The organism is Nocardia ninae NBRC 108245 (assembly GCF_007990755.1).
Lineage (GTDB): Bacteria > Actinomycetota > Actinomycetes > Mycobacteriales > Mycobacteriaceae > Nocardia > Nocardia ninae.
In genome coordinates this window covers 1-18459 of record NZ_BJXA01000120.1, presented here as the reverse complement: position 1 = coordinate 18459, position 18459 = coordinate 1, and the positions used below count along the sequence as shown (strand labels likewise).

The 18459-nt window shown below is 68.7% G+C and carries 18 protein-coding genes; 14 read left to right on the top strand and 4 right to left on the bottom strand.

Annotated elements, in window-relative coordinates; all coding sequences use genetic code 11:
• Positions 1-80: 80 nt before the first annotated feature.
• Positions 81-533 (bottom strand): RidA family protein, encoded by a 453-nt coding sequence (locus NN4_RS41925; protein WP_246181400.1) that lies wholly within the window; start codon positions 531-533, stop codon positions 81-83.
• A 37-nt stretch (positions 534-570) separates the two neighbouring features.
• Here NN4_RS41925 and NN4_RS41920 point away from each other — a divergent pair, with 37 nt between their 5' ends.
• From NN4_RS41920 to NN4_RS41910, 3 genes are all read left to right on the top strand, one after another.
• Positions 571-1518, top strand: a complete 948-nt coding sequence (locus tag NN4_RS41920; protein WP_147143299.1) for a hypothetical protein — start codon at positions 571-573, stop codon at positions 1516-1518.
• 8 nt (positions 1519-1526) lie between these two features.
• A complete protein-coding gene (locus NN4_RS41915; RefSeq protein WP_147143295.1) occupies positions 1527-2783 on the top strand; it encodes an adenylosuccinate synthetase in 1257 nt (418 codons plus the stop codon).
• A gap of 549 nt (positions 2784-3332) precedes the next feature.
• Positions 3333-3959 carry an NUDIX hydrolase gene (locus NN4_RS41910; RefSeq protein WP_147143291.1) on the top strand — a complete coding sequence of 209 codons (627 nt, stop codon included), beginning with the start codon at positions 3333-3335 and terminating at the stop codon, positions 3957-3959.
• A gap of 360 nt (positions 3960-4319) precedes the next feature.
• On the opposite strand, the gene NN4_RS41905 is transcribed toward NN4_RS41910, so the two are convergent.
• The 3 genes from NN4_RS41905 to NN4_RS41895 all read right to left on the bottom strand — a co-directional run bounded on the left by NN4_RS41905 (position 4320) and on the right by NN4_RS41895 (position 6530).
• A complete protein-coding gene (locus NN4_RS41905; RefSeq protein ID WP_222595268.1) occupies positions 4320-5174 on the bottom strand; it encodes an isocitrate lyase/PEP mutase family protein in 855 nt (284 codons plus the stop codon).
• Positions 5175-5291: 117 nt separating this feature from the next.
• Positions 5292-5624 (bottom strand): YnfA family protein, encoded by a 333-nt coding sequence (locus NN4_RS41900; protein WP_107658015.1) that lies wholly within the window; start codon positions 5622-5624, stop codon positions 5292-5294.
• A gap of 147 nt (positions 5625-5771) precedes the next feature.
• The gene (locus tag NN4_RS41895; protein ID WP_246181399.1) at positions 5772-6530 is read right to left on the bottom strand and encodes a metallophosphoesterase family protein; all 759 of its coding nucleotides are present in this window, start codon (positions 6528-6530) and stop codon (positions 5772-5774) included.
• A gap of 341 nt (positions 6531-6871) precedes the next feature.
• Here NN4_RS41895 and NN4_RS41890 point away from each other — a divergent pair, with 341 nt between their 5' ends.
• The 11 genes from NN4_RS41890 to NN4_RS41840 all read left to right on the top strand — a co-directional run.
• Positions 6872-7765: an alkaline phosphatase family protein gene (locus NN4_RS41890; protein WP_246181398.1), complete on the top strand. Its 894-nt coding sequence runs from the start codon at positions 6872-6874 to the stop codon at positions 7763-7765.
• A 334-nt stretch (positions 7766-8099) separates the two neighbouring features.
• Complete coding sequence (locus tag NN4_RS41885; protein ID WP_147143282.1) at positions 8100-10517, top strand: RelA/SpoT family protein; 2418 nt, start codon at positions 8100-8102, stop codon at positions 10515-10517.
• Between the two features lie 377 nt (positions 10518-10894).
• Positions 10895-12523, top strand: coding sequence for a cutinase family protein (locus tag NN4_RS41880; RefSeq protein WP_135232106.1), 1629 nt, complete (start codon positions 10895-10897; stop codon positions 12521-12523).
• A 57-nt stretch (positions 12524-12580) separates the two neighbouring features.
• Entirely contained in the window at positions 12581-13540 is a 960-nt protein-coding gene (locus NN4_RS41875) for a DUF8176 domain-containing protein (RefSeq protein ID WP_107658011.1), read from the top strand.
• A 16-nt stretch (positions 13541-13556) separates the two neighbouring features.
• The gene (locus NN4_RS41870; RefSeq protein WP_147143279.1) at positions 13557-14435 is read left to right on the top strand and encodes a MinD/ParA family ATP-binding protein; all 879 of its coding nucleotides are present in this window, start codon (positions 13557-13559) and stop codon (positions 14433-14435) included.
• A complete protein-coding gene (locus NN4_RS41865) occupies positions 14432-15097 on the top strand; it encodes a hypothetical protein (protein WP_107658009.1) in 666 nt (221 codons plus the stop codon). The genes NN4_RS41870 and NN4_RS41865 overlap by 4 nt, the downstream gene beginning before the upstream one ends.
• 51 nt (positions 15098-15148) lie before the next feature.
• Complete coding sequence (locus NN4_RS41860) at positions 15149-15445, top strand: hypothetical protein (protein WP_147143277.1); 297 nt, start codon at positions 15149-15151, stop codon at positions 15443-15445.
• The gene (locus NN4_RS41855; protein WP_147143274.1) at positions 15445-15729 is read left to right on the top strand and encodes a hypothetical protein; all 285 of its coding nucleotides are present in this window, start codon (positions 15445-15447) and stop codon (positions 15727-15729) included. The genes NN4_RS41860 and NN4_RS41855 overlap by 1 nt, the downstream gene beginning before the upstream one ends.
• On the top strand, positions 15726-16337 hold the full coding sequence (locus tag NN4_RS41850) for a DUF8175 domain-containg protein (protein WP_147143271.1): 612 nt from the start codon (positions 15726-15728) through the stop codon (positions 16335-16337). Before NN4_RS41855 ends, NN4_RS41850 begins: the two co-directional genes overlap by 4 nt.
• Positions 16334-17152: a DUF8175 domain-containg protein gene (locus tag NN4_RS41845; RefSeq protein ID WP_147143268.1), complete on the top strand. Its 819-nt coding sequence runs from the start codon at positions 16334-16336 to the stop codon at positions 17150-17152. The genes NN4_RS41850 and NN4_RS41845 overlap by 4 nt, the downstream gene beginning before the upstream one ends.
• A gap of 65 nt (positions 17153-17217) precedes the next feature.
• A partial coding sequence (locus tag NN4_RS41840) for a TrbL/VirB6 family protein (protein WP_147143265.1) occupies positions 17218-18459 on the top strand: 1242 nt, incomplete at its 3' end.

Below are 18459 nucleotides of genomic sequence, written 5' to 3'. Positions count from 1 at the left end.
CGCACCGGAGTGGCACCGCTCGGCGCACCGGCCGATTTCGGCGGCGGGCCGCGGTCGTCGGCGAGATTGCGGTGCGCGCGTCAGCGGGCGGCGACGATCTCGATCTCGACGAGCCAGTCGTTCTCCAGGGTCTGCACGACGATCGCCGTAGTCGGAACGGCCCGGCCGCCCAACGCGGCCACGCGGGCGGCGGCGTTCGCGTCGGCGTCGGAGGCGTCGCGCAGGTAGCTGGTGAGCCGGACGATGTTGTCCACGGTCATGTCGGCCGAGGCGAGGATGGTGCGCAGGTTCGACCAGATCAGCTCGAGCTGTTCGGTGAGGGTCGTGCCAGGCTTGCCCTCCGCATCGAGACCCATTGTGCCCGAGACGAACAGCAGTCGTTCGGCACCTCGGACCTCCATCGCGTGCACGTAGTCGTCGGTGGCCGGATAGATGCCGTCGGTCGGGTTGTGCTGTCGGAGCTCCACGCGTCCGATCTTGCCAGGGAACAGGTTTCGCCGAGGGGATTCCTTGACCGGCAGAGTTTTAGTCATCTACACTAAAACTAGATTCACGAGAGGAAGTGATCACATGGGATACGGAAACTGGGACGACACCGCCTACCGCGCGGCCAAGACCTTCCGTGCCAGCCGGGGGCTCGACGACTTCGGATACACCGCCGAGATGCAGGGTGTGCCGTACGGCGACTGGCAGGCGCACCCGACCCTCGACCCGCTGGGTATCACCGCGCGCGAATGCCGGGACTCGGCCGACCACGGGAATTCGCTGCCCATCGCGGTGTTGTTCGACGTCACCGGCTCGATGGGCCGGGTGCCGCGGATCATGCAGCGCAAGCTCGGCAAGCTGCACGGATTGCTGCAACGCAAGGGTTACGCGGACGACCCGCAGATCCTGTTCGGCGCCGTCGGCGATGCCGACTGCGACCGAGTGCCGTTGCAGGTGGGGCAGTTCGAGTCCGACAACCGGATGGACGAGCAGTTGCGCGCCATCCTAATGGAAGGCGGCGGTGGTGGGCAGAAGTCCGAAAGTTATGAACTGGCCGGATATTTCATGGCCACCCACATCGTCACCGACGCCTGGGAAAAGCGGCGCAAGAAGGGCTTCCTGTTCCTGATCGGCGACGAGCTGAACAAGCCACGGCTGGCATCACGGCACATCCGCAGCGTCATCGGTGACCCTGTGCGGCGCGATGTTTCGGTGGAGTCCATCTACCGGGAGCTCGCCGAGCGGTGGCACGTCTACTACATCCTGCCGAACCAGTCGAGCTACTACGACGATCCGGAGATCGCCGACCACTGGCGCGGGCTGCTCGGCCAGAACTTCCTGAAGCTCGACGATCCGGCTGCCGTCTGCGAACTCATCGCACTGACCGTCGGTCTGGAAGAGGGACGCGTCGACGTGGACGCCGGGCTCGCGGACCTGCGTGATGTCGGGTCGGCGGCCGAGGCCGCGTCGGTCGGCAAAGCCTTGGGGGTCAGCGGACCGCGGATGCGGGCGCTGCCGAGCGGGCGTAGCTGAGGCACACCATGTTTCGGTCACACATCGTGGTAGTCGACCTCGGCTTCGGTGATGCGGGGAAGGGCGCGACCGTCGACTGGTTGTGCTCCCCGGCGGCGGGGCTCGACGTGTCGGCCGTCGTGCGGTTCAACGGCGGCGCGCAGGCGGCGCACAACGTGATCGCCGACGGACGGCACCACACGTTCGCGCAGTTCGGCTCGGGGACCTTTTCCGGTGTGCCGACGCTGCTTTCGCAGCATGTGCTGGTCGAACCGATCGCGCTCGCCGGGGAGGCGCGCATGCTGGCGGCGCTCGGTGTGCCGGATCCGTTGGCGCTGCTGCACATCGACGGCCGAGCCCTGCTCACCACGCCGATCCACATCGCCGCCAACCGTGCCCGCGAGGACGCGAGGGGTTCCTCGCGGCACGGTTCGTGCGGACGTGGCATCGGCGAGACCACCTGGTATGCGCTGGCGCACGATGCGCCGACCGTCTCGGATTGCCTGCGCCCCAGGGTTCTTCGCGACAAGCTCCGAGCACTCGCTGCCCAGTACGGTGCCTTGATCGCGCCCAGCGAACACCGCTACGAGCCGATCGACACCCTGGTCGACATGTATCGGGAGTTCGCCGCGGCCGTCCGCGTCGTCGGCGGCGAGCAGCTGGCCCGCTTCGCCCGCCGCGGTCGGCTGGTCTTCGAAGGGGCACAAGGTGTCCTGCTCGACGAGTGGCGCGGTTTCCACCCGCACACCACCTGGTCCACCGTCGAGCCACGCAACGCCCGCGCCATGCTGTCCGAAATCGGTGCCACCGGTGCGGTTCTCGGCGTCACGCGCACCTACATGACCCGGCACGGTGCGGGCCCACTCCCCACCGAGGACCACACCCTCGACTTCCCGGAGCCGCACAACACCACCGGCCGCTACCAAGGTGACTTCCGCCTGGGCCACCTCGACCCGATCCTGCTGCGCTACGCCATCGCCGTCTCCGGCGGCATCGACGGCCTGGCCCTCACCCACCTGGACACACCGGGAAACCGTTACGCGGCAACGGAATACCACACTACCGACGGCGTGCTCGACGACCTGCCACCCGGCACCTGGCAGGACCTCACCCACCAGCAACACCTCACCGACCTCCTGACCACAGCCCGCCCGACCCTCACCGAAATGCCGCAAGACGTAACCCGCTGGCTGGCAAAGACACTCGACACACCGGTAGTACTGACCTCGAACGGCCCCACCCGAGCCCACCGGACACCCATCGCGGCAACCGTCGCTGCCGCGTGACCGCATGGATGCCGCCGTGAGTTCGGCGGACCCGCCACCGACCGCGGCAACCGCCGCAGCCGCGTGACTGCCTGGATGCGGCGGTGAGTTCGGCGGACCCGCCACCGACCGCGGCAGCTGTTGCCACCGCGACCGCACGGTCGGCCCACCGCATCGGTGGCCGACAGGTCGACCGCTGATTGCGGCCACCATCGTGGCCGCCTGACTGTATGGACTGCCACCCCCTATCCGTGAGGTCCAACCATGTTCTCCCACAGCCGTAGTCGACAGAACGACCGCCGACTCGCGGGCACCTTGCTGCGCCGGCGGTCGAGACGAGGCTGCGTGCTGTCCAGCTCGAGGCCGAGTCTGCGGTGTCCGGCGGTCGGTGTCCCGCCATGGTCGGCTCGCCGGTGTCCGTTCGGCCATGCGCGCGAGGCGGGTGTCCATAGCTCGACGCCCGGCGGTCGAGGTTCAGCCGCCGATGTCCGGCGGCGATCCTGCTCGGCGATCGAGTGCGTGGGTGCCGGTGGGCAGGACTCGGGGCCGGGTGCGGCAGGATGGGGCGGCGTGGAGCAATCCGTGGTTTCGGTGGACGTGGTGACGTTGCGATTCTGGGGCGACGACGCCGGGGTACGGGTGGGGATCGCGCCGCGTGCGGTGGCGCCGTTCGCCGGACAGTTGGCGCTGCCGGGTGTGCTGCTCGGGCGGGGGGAGCGGCTGGTGGAGGCGGCGCGGCGCGCGGTGCACACGAAACTCGGTGTGCCGGAAGCCGCGATCGGTGCGGTGGGGCAGCTGGTGACCTTCGACGAACCGAATCGCGACCCGCGCGGACCGACCTTGTCGATCGCGATGTGGGCGGTGGTCGGGCCGCACGATGGTCCGGCACAGTGGGTCGGCTTCGACGAGATACCCGAGTTGGCCTTCGACCACTACCGCATCGTCGCCGCCTCTCGCGGCCTGCTCGCCGGACTTCTGTGGAAGGACCTCCCCTTCACCCGGGCACTGCTCGGAGACGAATTCCCGGCCACCCGAGCCGTAGCGGCCACCACTGATCTCGCAGGCACCCGCCCCGACCCGGCCAACCTCAACCGCACCCTCGCCGCGATCCCGGGCCTGGCCCGCACCACCGAACGCCGCCGAGTGAAAGCCACCGGCCGCCCCGCCGCGGTCTGGGCCTTCGACGCCGACGCTTAGCCGAAACGCGCTGCGCCGCACTGGCTCAGCCGATGGCACCCAAGCGCGCCGCGGTCGCCGTGAGTGGCACATGGCTGTGGCATATCGCGAGAACGCCTCTCGATGGTGTGCCACTCACCGGCATTCGGCGGACCGGCGCACCGGCCGAATCGAGTCCGAAGCCGGGTACGCCGCCGAGGAACCACTACCGCTGGGTGAGCAACCCCTGCACCGAACCGAGTTCGACCTGGTGTGCCGCGCCGACGTCCGGAGCATTGGCGCACCAGGCCGAGCCGAGTCTGGTGTGCCGCTCGCCGACATCCGGAACTTCAGGGCACCGAACCGAGCCGAGTTCGAAGCTGTTGCGCCACCGAGGGATCGTTATCCCTGGGGGAGCAATCCTTGCACTGTGCCGAAGTCGAGGGCATTCTCCAGCGCTGTATAGGTGCCGTGTTCGAGCAGTTCGGTGGCTGCCGTCTCTGCCAGCGTGTAGGCCGCCTGCGCCACCGCGGAACCGACGCTGACCCGCCGCACACCGGCCGCCGCGAGTTCCGCGACGGAAGGCGCTCCGGCCCCGGCCATCACGTTGATCGGCAACGGCGACTCGGCGACCAGATCGGTGAGCGTCGGCAGATCGAGCAGCCCGGGTACGAAGAGACTGTCCGCACCGGCCGCGGCGTAAGCGGCGGCCCTGGTGAGTACCTCTCCAAAGCGGCTTTCCGGGGCGCCGATGCCGAACAGGTACACATCGGTCCTGGCGTTGATCACCAGTTCCGGCAGGTCGGCCCGCTGCGCGGCCTCGCGGGCCGCCCGCAACCGATCGGCCTGCGCGCCGGTGTCGAACAGCGGCCCACCGGGCGCCGTCGAGTCCTCCAGGTTCACCCCGACAGCTCCGGCGGACACCGCGGCGAGGATGGTGGCCGCGACATCTTCGGGCGCGGGCCCGTACCCGCCCTCGACATCCGCGGTCACCGGCACGTCGACGACGGCGGCGATCCTGCGGATGACGCCGATCGTGTCGTCCCTGGTGAGCTGCTGACCGTCGCCGGTGCCGAGCGACCAGGCCACGCCCGCACTGGTTGTCGCGATCGCCGGTGCGCCCGCCCGCGCGATCACCGCCGCGCTGACCGCGTCCCACGCATTGGGCAGCACGAAGATCCCTCGCTCGTGCAGCGCGCGCAAGGCGGCCGCCGCATTGCGCTGTCTGTCGGTGATGGGCTGAATGTCCTGTGCCACAGGGGCTCCTCGCGAGATTGTTTCGATGGACCGGTCGCGCTGGAGGTAACGCCGAAAACCGCGCCGACAGTCCCGGACATCAGTCCGGCTTTGAAACCCGATGCGGCAGAAGGCTGTTCAGCGCCGCGGGGCGTACATGATGATGGCGACGCCGACGAGGCAGATGGTCGCGCCGAGGTAGTCCCAGCGGTCGGGGTGGAACTTGTCCACGAGCATGCCCCAGGCGAGCGAGCCCGCGACGAAGACGCCACCGTAGGCGGCGAGGATGCGGCCGAAGTTGGGGTCGGGCTGGAAGGTCGCGACGAAGCCGTAGGCGCCGAGCGCTACGACGCCGGCCGCGATCCAGAGAATCCCGCGCTGCTCCCGCCAGCCCTGCCAGACCAGCCACGCGCCGCCGATCTCGGCGAGGGCGGCCAGGGCGAACAGCAGCAGGGAGCGGGCGACGGTCATGCGGGTGAACCTACCGACCGCCAGGCCCGGCGACGTGCGACCCGTCGGTGCCGGCGTGAGTCAGCGGCATGCGAGAGGTGGCTGTCCGCTAGCCCGCTGCGGCTATGCGATTGCGGCGCGCGACCGATTTCCGCCGCCGCTGGTGGTTCAAGCCGGTTGGGCCGGCACCGTCGCCAGTTCGTACACCACGTACGGACGCCCGACCACCGGGTACGAGACATTGCGGACCGGAACTCCGCCCGCGGTGCGACCGAACTCGGTCCCGTGATGGGCGTGCCCGTGCAGGGCGAGCGTGGCCCGTCCCGCGTCCACGGCTTCGGCGAGGGCATGGCAGCCGAGACCGGGATAGAACTTGGTCGGTTCGCCGACCAGAGTGTCGATCACCGGCGCGAAATGCATCAGGGCGACCCGGAGGTCGGTGTCGAGAGTGTCCAAGGCCTGTTGCAGCCGCAGCGCGTCGGCGGGTCCGCGCAGCATTCGGGCCCGGTGTTCTTCGGTGCCGTTCTCGGGATCGCCAGGGTGGTCGGGGAATCCGCCGCTACCACCCATCACGCCCGCGACGCCGAGCCGAATCCCGTTCAGCTCCAGCGTGATCGCGGTCCCTTCGAGCATGCGCACGCCGATGCCGGTGAGCTGGGCGGCGATTCGGAAGCCGAGCTTGCGATCGTGGTCGTGATTGCCGAGCACCGCGACGATCGGCACCGGCAGGTCGGCGAGCTCGGCGCAGAGCAGGTCGGCTTCGGCGAGGCTGCCGCTCTCGGTCAGATCGCCTGCCAGCAGCAGCACATCGGCGTGCTCGGCGATCCGCAGCAAGTCCGGTCGAAAGCGCCCGGCCACGGCGGGACGCAGGTGCGTGTCCGCGACGGCGGCGATCCGGATACCTGGCTGCGCGACATCGGCTGGCATGGCGCCAGACAGCCACATCCGCGTCAGGGTGTCAACCGCAATCTGCCGTTCATCGGCCCGCCATCCACTGGCGAGCTGTCGGAATAGCTTCCCGCTATCGGCAGTTCAGTGCCCGTTCAGCGAGGCAACGGGCGATGCGGCGACCGATGAAACGTCAATGAACAGTGCGCCGGGAGGCTATCCGCGGGCCCGGCCCACCCCGCATGGTTCGGACTATGAGCGAGCGCGACAAGCGAGCGAATCATCGGTCCGGTAGCACCGGATGGCGGCGCGATGAGGGCGTCGCCGATCGGTCCCGATGGTCGAAAGTGGTTGTCGCTCTCGCTGTTACCGCGGCTTGCATGACCTTCGCCGCAGGTGGCGCGCACGCCGACGCCCGCGTGGACAAGGTTGTCGTGATCGGCCTCGACGGCTTGATGTACGACAAGGTGCTGAAGGTGCGGGCACCGAACCTGTTGCGGCTCAGTGCCGAAGGACTGCTCAGCCGATCCTCGATTGCCCCGCACATCACCATCTCCGGCCCGTCCTGGGCCACCGTGCTCACCGGGGTATGGGACCGCAAGCACGGCATCAAGGACAACAACTTCACCGCCGCGCCGTTCGAGAAGTACCCGACGGTGTTCACCCAGCTCGAACGCGCCGACCCGGCCCGCAAGACCCACTCCATCGCCACCTGGGACCAGATCGCCACCATGGCGGGCAGCGGCATCCCGCGCGCCGACGTGGTCGTCTCCACCCCGCCGGTGCCGAACGACCCGGACGAGTCCGAGACCGACGCGGCCACCACCACCGCCGTGGTCGGCGCGATCGAGAAATTCGCCCCCGACCTGCTCTTCACCCACCTGGACCAGGTCGATCACGCAGGTCACAGCGACGGCGCCGCCTCCGGCGAGTATCTCGACGCGGTCCGCCGCATCGACGAGCAGGTCGGCCGCATCGCCGCCGCGGTGGACGCCCGCGCCGCCGCCAACCCGGCCGAACGATGGACCATCCTGGTCACCGCCGACCACGGCCACCTGCCCAAGGGTGGTCACGGCGGCCAGTCGCCGGACGAGACAACCAATTTCGTCATCGCCCGCGGCCCCGACTTCACCGCGGGCGACACCACCTCCCGCTTCACCTTGGTCGACATCACCCCCACTGTCGTCGATCTCCTGCACGTCGCGCCGAGCCCCGATTTCGACGGCCGGTCCATGATCAGCCGCGAGCCCGCCGACCCGTCCACCATTCGCTAGGCGGGACACCTCGGCACTCGAGCTACCCTTCGGCGGCGATTCGGTCGCAACTCCGCCGGATCGATGTCTGATATGTCACGCTTTCCGGTACTCCGCAGAGTCCACGGCTACCGCCGCGTCATCCCCGCCGGGCAACCGGCGCGGCGCCCGCCGCAACCTCGTGCCCGGCGCCACTGCGCGGCCGGGACTAAAGTTGGTGGTCTGGGCGGTTGCAGCGGTCGGATAGGGTGGTCCGATCGAGGCACGCGGCGCGAACGTGCGACCGGGAGGCGGCAGCCTGCGTATCCACGGAGGGACCGGCAGCGCTGCGAGTTGGGCACTGAGAGGTGGTGGCATGACTCAGCACGTGGGCGAGGCGAATGTCGAGCAATCGGCAGGCGCCCCGCAGTCGAACGGTGCCGCCACCGGGGGAGAGCAGCCGAAGTCCGGCACCCCGCCCACTCCGCCGGCCGCAACGCCCACCCCGCCGCGCCAGCCGGGCGCCTCGGCCGCCGTGCCGACCTCGGCCTCGCGCCGGGTGCGAGCCAGGCTCGCCCGCCGGATGACCGGTCAGCGTGGCATCGCCGCGGTCAAGCCGGTGCTGGAGCCGCTGGCCAGCGTGCACCGCGAGCTGTACCCGAAGGCGAACCTGACGCTGTTGCAGCGCGCGTTCGACGTAGCCGACGAGCGGCACAAGCACCAGTTCCGCAAGTCCGGCGACCCGTACATCACCCACCCGCTCGCGGTGGCAAACATCCTGGCCGAGCTCGGCATGGACACCACCACGCTGGTGGCCGCGCTGCTGCACGACACCGTCGAGGACACCGGCTACTCGCTCGAGCAGCTCACCCTGGACTTCGGCGCCGAGGTCGCGCACCTGGTCGACGGCGTCACCAAGCTGGACAAGGTCAATCTCGGCGCGGCCGCCGAGGCGGAGACCATCCGCAAGATGATCATCGCGATGGCGCGCGACCCGCGGGTGCTGGTGATCAAGGTCGCCGACCGGCTGCACAACATGCGCACCATGCGCTTCCTGCCGCCGGAGAAGCAGGCGAAGAAGGCCAAGGAGACGCTCGAAGTCATTGCGCCCCTTGCCCATCGGCTCGGCATGGCGACGGTCAAGTGGGAGCTCGAGGACCTCGCATTCGCGATCCTGCACCCGAAGAAGTACGACGAGATCGTGCGGCTGGTCGCCGACCGGGCGCCGTCGCGCGACACCTACCTGGCGAAGGTGCGCGCGGAAATCGTGAATACCCTTGCGGCGTCGCGGATCAACGCGATCGTCGAGGGTCGGCCCAAGCACTACTGGTCGATCTATCAGAAGATGATCGTCAAGGGTAAGGACTTCGACGACATCCACGACCTGGTCGGTATCCGCATCCTCTGCGACGAGGTGCGCGACTGCTACGCGGCCGTCGGCGTGGTGCACTCCCTGTGGCAGCCGATGGCGGGCCGGTTCAAGGACTACATCGCCCAGCCGCGCTACGGCGTCTATCAGTCGCTGCACACCACGGTCGTCGGCCCGGACGGCAAGCCACTGGAAGTGCAGATTCGCACCCAGGACATGCACCGCACCGCCGAGTTCGGCATCGCCGCGCATTGGCGCTACAAGGAGACCCGCGGCAAGCACTCCAACGACTCGACCGAGGTCGACGACATGGCGTGGATGCGGCAGCTGCTCGATTGGCAGCGAGAGGCGGCCGACCCGGCGGAGTTCCTGGAGTCGCTGCGCTTCGACCTGAAGTCGCCGGAGATCTTCGTGTTCACCCCGAAGGGTGACGTGATCACGTTGCCGCAGAAGTCGACACCGGTCGACTTCGCCTACGCGGTGCACACCGAGGTCGGGCACAAGTGCATCGGCGCCAGGGTGAACGGTCGCCTGGTCGCGCTGGAACGGCAGCTGGAGAACGGCGAGGTCGTCGAGGTGTTCACCTCGAAGGCGCAGAACGCCGGGCCGAGCCGCGACTGGCAGAACTTCGTGGTGTCGCCGCGCGCCAAGGCCAAGATCCGGCAGTGGTTCGCCAAGGAGCGCCGGGAAGAGGCGCTGGAGAACGGCAAGGAGCAGATCTCCAAGGAGGTCCGCCGCGTCGGCCTGCCGTTGCAGCGGCTGATGAGCGTCGACGCGATGACCGCGGTCGCGCACGAACTGCACTACACCGATATCTCCACCCTCTACACCGCGGTCGGCGAGCATCAGGTCTCGGCGCACCACGTGGTGCAGCGACTGATGGCGCAGCTCGGCGGCATCGGTGACGTGGAGAACGAGCTGGCCGAGCGGTCCACTCCGTCGACCACCCCGAGCAGGCAGCGGACCACCGGCGACGCGGGCGTGCTGATTCCCGGCGCGTCGGGCACCGTGGCCAAGCTGGCCAAGTGCTGTACTCCGGTGCCCGGTGACGAGATCATGGGCTTCGTGACCCGCGGCGGTGCGGTGAGCGTGCACCGCACCGACTGCACCAATGCCGGGTCGTTGCAGGATCAGGCCGAGCGCATCATCGAGGTGTCGTGGGCGCCGTCCCCGTCCTCGGTGTTCCTGGTCGCGATCCAGATCGAGGCGCTCGATCGCACCCGCCTGCTGTCGGACGTGACGAAGGTGCTGGCCGACGAGAAGGTGAACATCCTGTCCGCGTCGGTCGCCACCCACGGCGACCGGGTTGCGATCAGCAAGTTCACCTTCGAGATGGGCGACCCGAAGCACCTGGGACACCTGCTGAATGTCGTCCGGAATGTGGAAGGCGTCTACGACGTCTACCGCGTAACCTCCGCTGCCTGAATTACCCCCTAGCGAATACCCCTACCCGGTCATCTCCCCTTGACACGTCAATTGTCGTGCGTCTGGCAACCTTCCGGCGAACGGCCAGCGAAGCCGGAGATATCTGCACGAATGCTGAAGCCATCGGGCGAACGGAAGATGGAGTCCCGGTAGGGAATTCGCGTGACCGGTGGGTCGCCGAGTGGTTGCTCTCATTTTCAGACCGTCGGAAAGTTGCCGGAGGAGGTTGCCCGGCACGCGGGAATGTGTGAAACCCGTTTCGGCAGTTCGCGGAAAGTTTTCGGCGATGCCACAGCAATAGCCGGAATCTGTTACGGTCTATTGCGTTTCATGGCGTTGAGGGTAACTGCGGCAACACGGATTGATTGCGGATCGCTATGACAAATTATTCGGCAAGACTCACGGTGGTGCTGACAGCACTCGCCGTGACCGTGGCTACGGCGGGCACCGCCGTGGCCGGTCCACCGAATCCCGCGGGCCCTTCGACCGATATCGCGCTCAGCGCGTGTCCGGCATTGTACGCCTTGGGAATTCAGGGCACAGGCGAATCGTCACCGGATGCGGCACCTTCCACCGACACCGGCATGCTGTCCACCGTCTTCCGCCCGATGCTGGCCAAGGCCAACGGCCCCGGACTGGTCGATCGGGCCTATGTGCCATACGAATCCGGCTTCGGCGGGGTGACCGGCGGCAGCGCGATGCCCTACGCCGAATCGGTGACCGGCGGGCTGGCCCGGCTGCGCACCATGGCCAAGGCCGTCGCGGACCGGTGTGCGGACACCAGGTTCGCGGTGGTCGGCTATTCGCAAGGGGCACACGTGGCCTCGATGTTCGCCCAGGAGATCGGCCAGGGGCAGGGGATACTCCCGGCCGAGAAGGTCGCGGCGGTCGCGTTGTTCGCCGATCCGACCCGTAACCCCGGCGCCGCGCTGTTCCCCGGCTCGCCGGGCAAGGCGTCACCGGATCCGGCACCCGGCACCGCGGGCGATCAGCTCGCCGCCATCGCCGCGCTGCCGCAGCCGCCCGCCGCAGGCGGTGGCATCGGCCCCGACCGGGATCGGGCGGCCAACTTCGGCGCGCTCACCGGTCGCGTGGCCAGTTTCTGTGCGGCCGGCGACCTCGCCTGCGACGCACCGCAGGGCGCGCCGATCCTCAAGGCGGTCACCAATGTCGTGGGCCAGTCCAAGCTCAGCGGCGGCGACCCGATCGCCTCGCTGGTCTCCATCGCCCAGGCGCTGGCGTACACCTCGATCAAGACCGCGACCAAGGTGGTCAACGAGGACGTGCGGGGCAACTCGCTCGCCACGCTGGCCATCTCGCCCAAGAAGTCGATCTCCGAGCGTTTGGCCGACGCCGCCGACCCGCGTACCCCACTCGACCTCCCCGGGGCGCTACAGGCGCTGCTGAAGGTCGGCATGATCGGGCTGAACGCGGTCGTCACGGTGGTCAAGACGGTGCTCAACCCGTCGACCATCGCCGAACTGGCCACCGCGGGCCTGTCGAACCCGCCCGCCGCGCTGCTCTCGCTCGGCGCCAAGCTGGTCGGTGCGGTGACCCAGCTCGTCCCGCCGACCACCGGCGTCCGCTTGGTCAATCAGGCGTTCGACGCGGTGGTGCAGAACATCACCGACAACAGCGAATTGCTCAACACCGCCACCTGGGTGCGGTACTGGGACACGGTGCAGCGACACGGCGCGTACAACACCGCGACGGTCGCCGCCAACGGCGACACGCCCACCACTTTCGTGGCCGACTGGCTCGCCGCCGTAGCCCGCGATATTGCTGGTGCATTCGGCATGAACAGCAGGCCACAGGGTGGACCGGACAAGCCGCCCCCGGGATTCTTCGGCGAGCAATCCGGCGCGTCGACTACGCCGAATTCGTCCGGTACGGGACAATTTCCGTTCGGGACAGGAGCCGACGGCGCCTCATCCGGCGGCGCGACGTCGATTCCGCCCACCGTTCGACCCGGCACCGCCCACATCTACCCGTTCTCTACGAACTGATCGCCGAGAGGGTCCGACGATGCGGAACTATGCGCCTCGCTCAGCGGGAACGGGGGAATGTTGAAGTCGTACAAAGAGCTGTCCCGGTGGTACGCCGCGCTCGAGCCGGAGACGGCACCGGTGCCGCCCGGCGAACCGAGCTCGGAGCACCTGGACGAGGACGGGCCCGCCCGATATCCGCACTACATCCGCGAACCCGAGGTCCCCGACGACCTTCGTGCGCAGCGCAGTGAATTCACCGGCGGCTGGTCGGACTGGGTCGGCCGGGCACCCGGCCCGGATGACGACTACACCCCGCGCGACGCGGACCTGGTGCGTTTCCCCTGGCCCGACGACGACGATGACTACGACGACCACCTGGACGAGCCGCGACCGCGCTCGTCCAGTGCCTTGCGTCTGGAGGCCCGCGCCCGGCGGTCGCGCCGCAGCCGCGTGTTCGTGGTGCTGGTCATCGCGGTGCTGCTGCTCGGCGCGGCCGCCGCGGGCGTGCTGTTCCTGCTGAATTCGTCCACCAACCGCGCCGCGACGCCGCGACTGCCCACCTCGTCGGCCTCGGTGCAGTTCACCATGGGCAGCGTGCAGGCGGGCGTGAGCACCGACAGCCTGCGCGGCCGCTCGCAGGCCGGGGTGAACACCAGCCGTCCGTCGGGCGCCTGCCCGACCGAGCGCGCCGCGGCGATCGTGCGTGCGGCCGAAAAGGGCGGCACCACTTCGGGTCCCGACGCCATCCTGGCGTTCCAGTACGCGTACTACGTGGAGCGCTCCGGCGAGCGGGTCCGCGAGGTCGTCGCCCCGGACGCCGCCGTATCGCCCGCCGCGACCATCCAGCGCGGCATCGACACGATCCCGGCGGGCACCGCGCACTGCGTGCGGATCGTGACCATCTCGGACAACCGGTACTCGGTGGAGGTCACCGAGTACCGCCCCGGCGGCGTGCCCGCCACGTACAACAAGCAGACGGTCACCACCGCGGTGATCGACGGTCGCACCCTGATCACGGGTATCGCGGCCGGATAGAGGAGAGCAGGAAGCGATGGGAGAGGACTGGAGCCGCTGGCTCGACGAGGCACCCGACCAGGGTGAACCGTCGGGCCGGCCCGTGCGCTCCAAGGCTCCGGTGGTGCGGTTGCGGCGCGGCAAGGGCGGCGGTTCCGGTGCGGAACAACCTTTGCAACGCCCCATCCTGGTGGTCGGTGGCTGCGGTGGTGCGGGCACCACCACGACGGCGTTGGGCATCGCGGGTGAGCTCGGCATGGCGGGCACCCCGACGGTGGCCGTGGACGCGACCGCGGCGGGCAGCGACCTCGCGCTGCGCGGCGCGGACGAGCACTTACACCCGATCAGCCTGCAGTCCTGGCTGTACGGCCGCGGCGACGACGAACCTGCCCCGCTGAAGGAGTGCCTGTCCCGGGCGACCTCGGGCATCGGCCTGCTGTGGCGCGACGCCGCGCCGCTGCGCAGACGGGCGACCTACCTCACGGTGGCGCGGGCAGTGTACGACGCGGGCTTCACCGCGGTCTACGACGGCGGCAGCCCGATTGCCGGACGGCAGCTGCGCCCGCTGCTCGATGACGCGGATGTTGCTCTGGTGCTTGCCATTCCGGCTCGCGCCGATGCCGCGAACCGGCTGCGGGTGACCCTGGAATGGCTCGACGACCAGTTCGGCGACTCGACCGAAGGGCAGGGCGGCGGCATCGTCGGCGACACCACAATCGTTGTCTCACACCAACATCCGGGCACCGAGTCGCGCGTTGCCGAGCATTTGCGCGAGCATCTGTCCGGCTGGGTGCGCGACATCAGGGAAATACCGTACGACCCCCACCTGGCCAGGGGCGAGCTGGTCCGCCACGCGTCGTTGGCCGCCGAGACGCGCCGGGCCTATGGGCGCCTGCTGACCGGGGTGGCATCATGACCGCCGCCATGAAATTTCGCCGTCACACCGAATCCGCACCCGCAGGCGTCGTCGCCCCGCCGGAGTCGCGGCGCGCACCGATCTGGGACCGTCCGGTCCCCGGCGTCGGCCGGGCCCCGCTGGTCTGGCTGCTGGGTGTGCACGGCGGTGCCGGAGCCAGTAGCCTCGCGCATGTGCTTGCGCCAGCGGCGGATTCGGGCCGCCGCTGGCCCGGCGTCTTCGACCGCGAGTCCCCCTTCGTCGTCCTGGTGGCCAGAGAGACCATCGCGGGCCTCACCCGCGCGCATGATCTACTGCGCCAACATCATTCGGGCTTCGCCGGGTCCTGCGAGGTGCTCGGGCTGATCACCGTCGCCGCGCGCCCCGGCCGGTTGCCCGCCGAGATCCGCCGCTACCGCGACGTGGTCGGCTCGCTGGCCGGTCAGCTCTGGCAGGTCCCGTGGTATGAGGAATGGACGCTGGTGGAACCGGAGAAGCTGCCGGTGTGGGCACCCGGTGACCCACTGCCACCGAAGAAACGCAAGATCGACCCGCTGGAGGAGGTGCCGCTCGATGTCCGGGAGCTGGGCGCCGACATCGTCGCGGCGGCTCGAACGGCACTGGAGGAGGCAGCACTCGACGATCCGGCGCACGACCGGGCCAGAAAGCCACCCGATCAGTGAACGTACGCATCGAATCGGCGACTACCCCACTACTTTCGAGAAAGGCACCCGATGAGCATGATTCTCCTCGCCGTGCAGGACGCGTACGGCACCGTACTCGCGCAGGTCGGTAACCCGACGCCCGAGGCGCCCCCCGGATCGGAGAAGATCCTGCAGCTGGTGCGTTATCTCACCTGGTTCGTGCTGTTGTCCGGCATCACCGGCATCATCTACGCGGGCGGCAAGTTCGCGTGGGAGAAATGGACCGGCGGCGGGCTCGAATCGCCGAAGATGGTGGCCGGCGCCATGATCGGCGGCGTCGTCGCGACCAGCGCCGGCACCATCATGAACGCCGTTATTGGAACCTGATGTCCGGAATATTTACCGTGCGCGCGTCGGCAGCCGAGCTGCTGGCCTACAAACAGATGCCCTCCGAGGTACTGGAACCGCTGATGCAGCTGATCAATTGGCTGCTGTGGTTCGTCCTGCTGGTGTGTCTGGCGTGGATGATCGTGTCCGCGGGCAAGCTGTGGTTGGCCTTCCGCGACGATCTCGCGATGAACGACGCCTCGCACGGGGTGCTGATGAGCCTGCTCGGGGCGATAGTGGCGAGCACAGCGTCGGGGATCGCGCTGGCGTTCCTACCGACATGAACAGGCGCAGGGGGACCGTGGGGGCGGCAGGCGCGGTCTTGCTGATCGCGGCGGCCGGCTGCGGCGGCAGCGACAAGCCTGCCGGGCCGGATCTGTCGGCGGCACCGACCGGCGTGCGGTGGCAGCCGTTCCAGGGCGTGCCGCTGCCGCACACCGAGCAGGGCCCGAAGTCGGTGGCCGACGGCGCCGCAACGGGTTTCGAGCATTCGCCGCGCGGTGCGGGCGTGGCCGCGATCCACCATGCGGTGCGGCTGGCCGTAGCCGCCGACAGCCAGTGGGCGAAAGTGGCTGCGCGGGAAGTGGTTCCGGGACCAGCGAAGGACGAGTGGGCGATCAACCGGATCCAGCTGTCCATCACCGGGCCCGCCACCCCCGACTACGCGCCCCGGGTGCTCGGCTACCGGATCACCGGGTACACCGATCAGCGCAGCACCGTCGACGTGCACACCGAGTACTCCGATCGCTCGAAGGCGGTGAACCACACCACCGTCGAATGGGTCGGCCAGGACTGGTTGTTACGGCTGCCCGACCCGGGCGCTACCGCGAGACCGATCGACTCGATCGATGTAATACCTGATGGCACAGTGAAATTGGAGGCACCACAGTGACAGAGAAGGAGTCTTACGCGCGCGATCGCGTCTCCTTCGGTGCCGTCGCGTCCGCAGCCGTGCTGGCGCTCATCGTGATCGCGGGAATCGTCGTCTACATCAGCCGCGACGACGGCGGCAGCGCAGTGGGTAGCACCCCCGCGCCCGCCGAGGCCGCGGGCGGCACCGGCTTCGCCGCCCCCGAGGTCGACATCCTCGGCAGGCGCGTCGACGTGCCGAACAATCCTGCCGGGCAACCACTTCCGCAGGATCCCACCCGGCAGCGCAAGCCGTCCGACAGTGACTGGCTGACCCAGGCGCCCGAAGGCACCACCGGGCCGCGCGGCTGGCAGCGGGTGTACGGCGCCTCCGTGCCGTTCTCCACCTCGGACGGCCCCACCCGGATCGAAGACGGTCTGGCCGTTGGCTATTCGCACACGCCGCAGGGCGCGGTGCTGGCCGCGGCGCAGATCACCTACCGGCTCAACGCCCGTCCGGCCGATCGCGATCTCTACGTCACCCAGGTGCGCGTCTCCGCCCAGCAGATCGCCGCGTACGACAAGGCGCTCGCCAGCGACCGGCTGCCCGAACAGCAGCCCGAGCGCGTCACCAAATACTTCATCGCCTCGGACGCGTTCAAGGTCGATGACTACGCCGACGACCTGGCCATCGTCCGGCTCGCCTCGCGCGGGCCGGTGGTCGACGGCAAACAGTTATGGGCGGCGATCCGCCTGGTCATGGTCTGGGATGCCGGTGACTGGCGACTCAAGCCCTCGACGTCCAACTCCGCACAAACCGAGTACATCGAATCGCTGGGCGGGTGGACGAAATGGTGAGCACGATCGGAAAGGCTCGACGACAAATTGATGGCCGTCCTGCGGAGCAGCGAGGGGTGCACACAATGGTGAGGCGGATACTCACGATCTTCGCGGTCATCTTCACGGTGATGATGGCGACGCCGACCGTGGCCTACGGACAGCAGTACGGCTTCGACGAGACGTGCAACGAGATCCACGACACGCTCGACAATGTCGGCCTGCCCGGTATCTCGCTGGGCGACGCCGCCTCCGCCGCGTGCAAGGCGGGCAACGCCGCCTCGCATCCGGGTCAGGCGGCCACCGCGGTCAAGGACAAGGCGTGGGACTCGACCTTCGGCAAGGTGGTCGACTCGTTGATGAAGGGCCTCGGCGAGGCCATCATCCTGGCGCTGACCTTCTGGATGAAGGTGCCCAACGAGGCGGCCAGTGATTCGGGTTCGTTGTTCACGAAGATCAACGACTACACCTATCAAGCTCAGATATTGCTCTTGATAGCCTCGGTAATCCTGTCCGGCGCCCGACTGGCCGAGGCGAGACGCGGGGCCACGATGAACGAGGCCGCCGAATCGTTCCGCATGTTCGCCAGAGTGGTGTTCAGCTCCTGGATGCTCGGCGCGGTGATCGTCGCGGGCACCCAGGCCTCGGATCGCTTCTCCGAGTGGATCATCAACGACTCGACCAACGGCAACGCCAAGGACCTGGCCGAGCTGATGGTGAAAACCAGTAAGCTCCAGGCGTTCTCGCCGGGCTTGGTGCTGATCATCGCGGTCGTCGGCCTGCTGGGCGCGCTCGCGCAGATCGTGCTCGCCATCGTCCGGCAGGGGTTGCTGATCATCGCGGCCGGTGTACTGCCGTTGGCGGCGGCCGCGTCCGGGATGAATGTCGGAAAACAGTCCTACCAGAAGCTGATCGGCTGGATCATCGCTTTCATGCTGTACAAACCGGTGGCCGCGATCGTCTACATGATCGCGTTCACCACTGCGGGGCATGTGGATTCGATGACCCCGGTGAACAATCTGCCGGATGGTGAACAGGCGCAACGCATGCTGGTCGCCATCGTGCTGCTCTGCAGCGTCGCGTTCGTGCTGCCCGCGCTGATGCGATTGGTCACGCCCGCGGTCGCGATCGTCGGCAGCGGCGGCTCCGGTCTCACCGCGACCGGCGGCACCCTGCTAGCCGCCGGGGCACTTGGCGCCATGGGCACCAAAGCTGTTGGCGTCAAAGGCACTGCGGCCTCGGGCACACCGGGCTACGTCGGCGGCAGCGGCACGGGTCCACGCCCGCCGGGTGGCGCGGGCGGACGCGGCAGCGGAGCACCACGCCCG

Bases quoted from the DNA above. Each gene is read 5' to 3' on its own strand.
- NN4_RS41925 (WP_246181400.1), bottom strand. From the start codon at position 533: ATGACTAAAACTCTGCCGGTCAAGGAATCCCCTCGGCGAAACCTGTTC.
- NN4_RS41920 (WP_147143299.1), top strand. From the start codon at position 571: ATGGGATACGGAAACTGGGACGACACCGCCTACCGCGCGGCCAAGACC.
- NN4_RS41915 (WP_147143295.1), top strand. From the start codon at position 1,527: ATGTTTCGGTCACACATCGTGGTAGTCGACCTCGGCTTCGGTGATGCG.
- NN4_RS41900 (WP_107658015.1), bottom strand. From the start codon at position 5,624: ATGACCGTCGCCCGCTCCCTGCTGCTGTTCGCCCTGGCCGCCCTCGCC.
- NN4_RS41895 (WP_246181399.1), bottom strand. From the start codon at position 6,530: ATGCCAGCCGATGTCGCGCAGCCAGGTATCCGGATCGCCGCCGTCGCG.
- NN4_RS41890 (WP_246181398.1), top strand. From the start codon at position 6,872: ATGACCTTCGCCGCAGGTGGCGCGCACGCCGACGCCCGCGTGGACAAG.
- NN4_RS41885 (WP_147143282.1), top strand. From the start codon at position 8,100: ATGACTCAGCACGTGGGCGAGGCGAATGTCGAGCAATCGGCAGGCGCC.
- NN4_RS41880 (WP_135232106.1), top strand. From the start codon at position 10,895: ATGACAAATTATTCGGCAAGACTCACGGTGGTGCTGACAGCACTCGCC.
- NN4_RS41875 (WP_107658011.1), top strand. From the start codon at position 12,581: ATGTTGAAGTCGTACAAAGAGCTGTCCCGGTGGTACGCCGCGCTCGAG.
- NN4_RS41870 (WP_147143279.1), top strand. From the start codon at position 13,557: ATGGGAGAGGACTGGAGCCGCTGGCTCGACGAGGCACCCGACCAGGGT.
- NN4_RS41865 (WP_107658009.1), top strand. From the start codon at position 14,432: ATGACCGCCGCCATGAAATTTCGCCGTCACACCGAATCCGCACCCGCA.
- NN4_RS41860 (WP_147143277.1), top strand. From the start codon at position 15,149: ATGAGCATGATTCTCCTCGCCGTGCAGGACGCGTACGGCACCGTACTC.
- NN4_RS41855 (WP_147143274.1), top strand. From the start codon at position 15,445: ATGTCCGGAATATTTACCGTGCGCGCGTCGGCAGCCGAGCTGCTGGCC.
- NN4_RS41850 (WP_147143271.1), top strand. From the start codon at position 15,726: ATGAACAGGCGCAGGGGGACCGTGGGGGCGGCAGGCGCGGTCTTGCTG.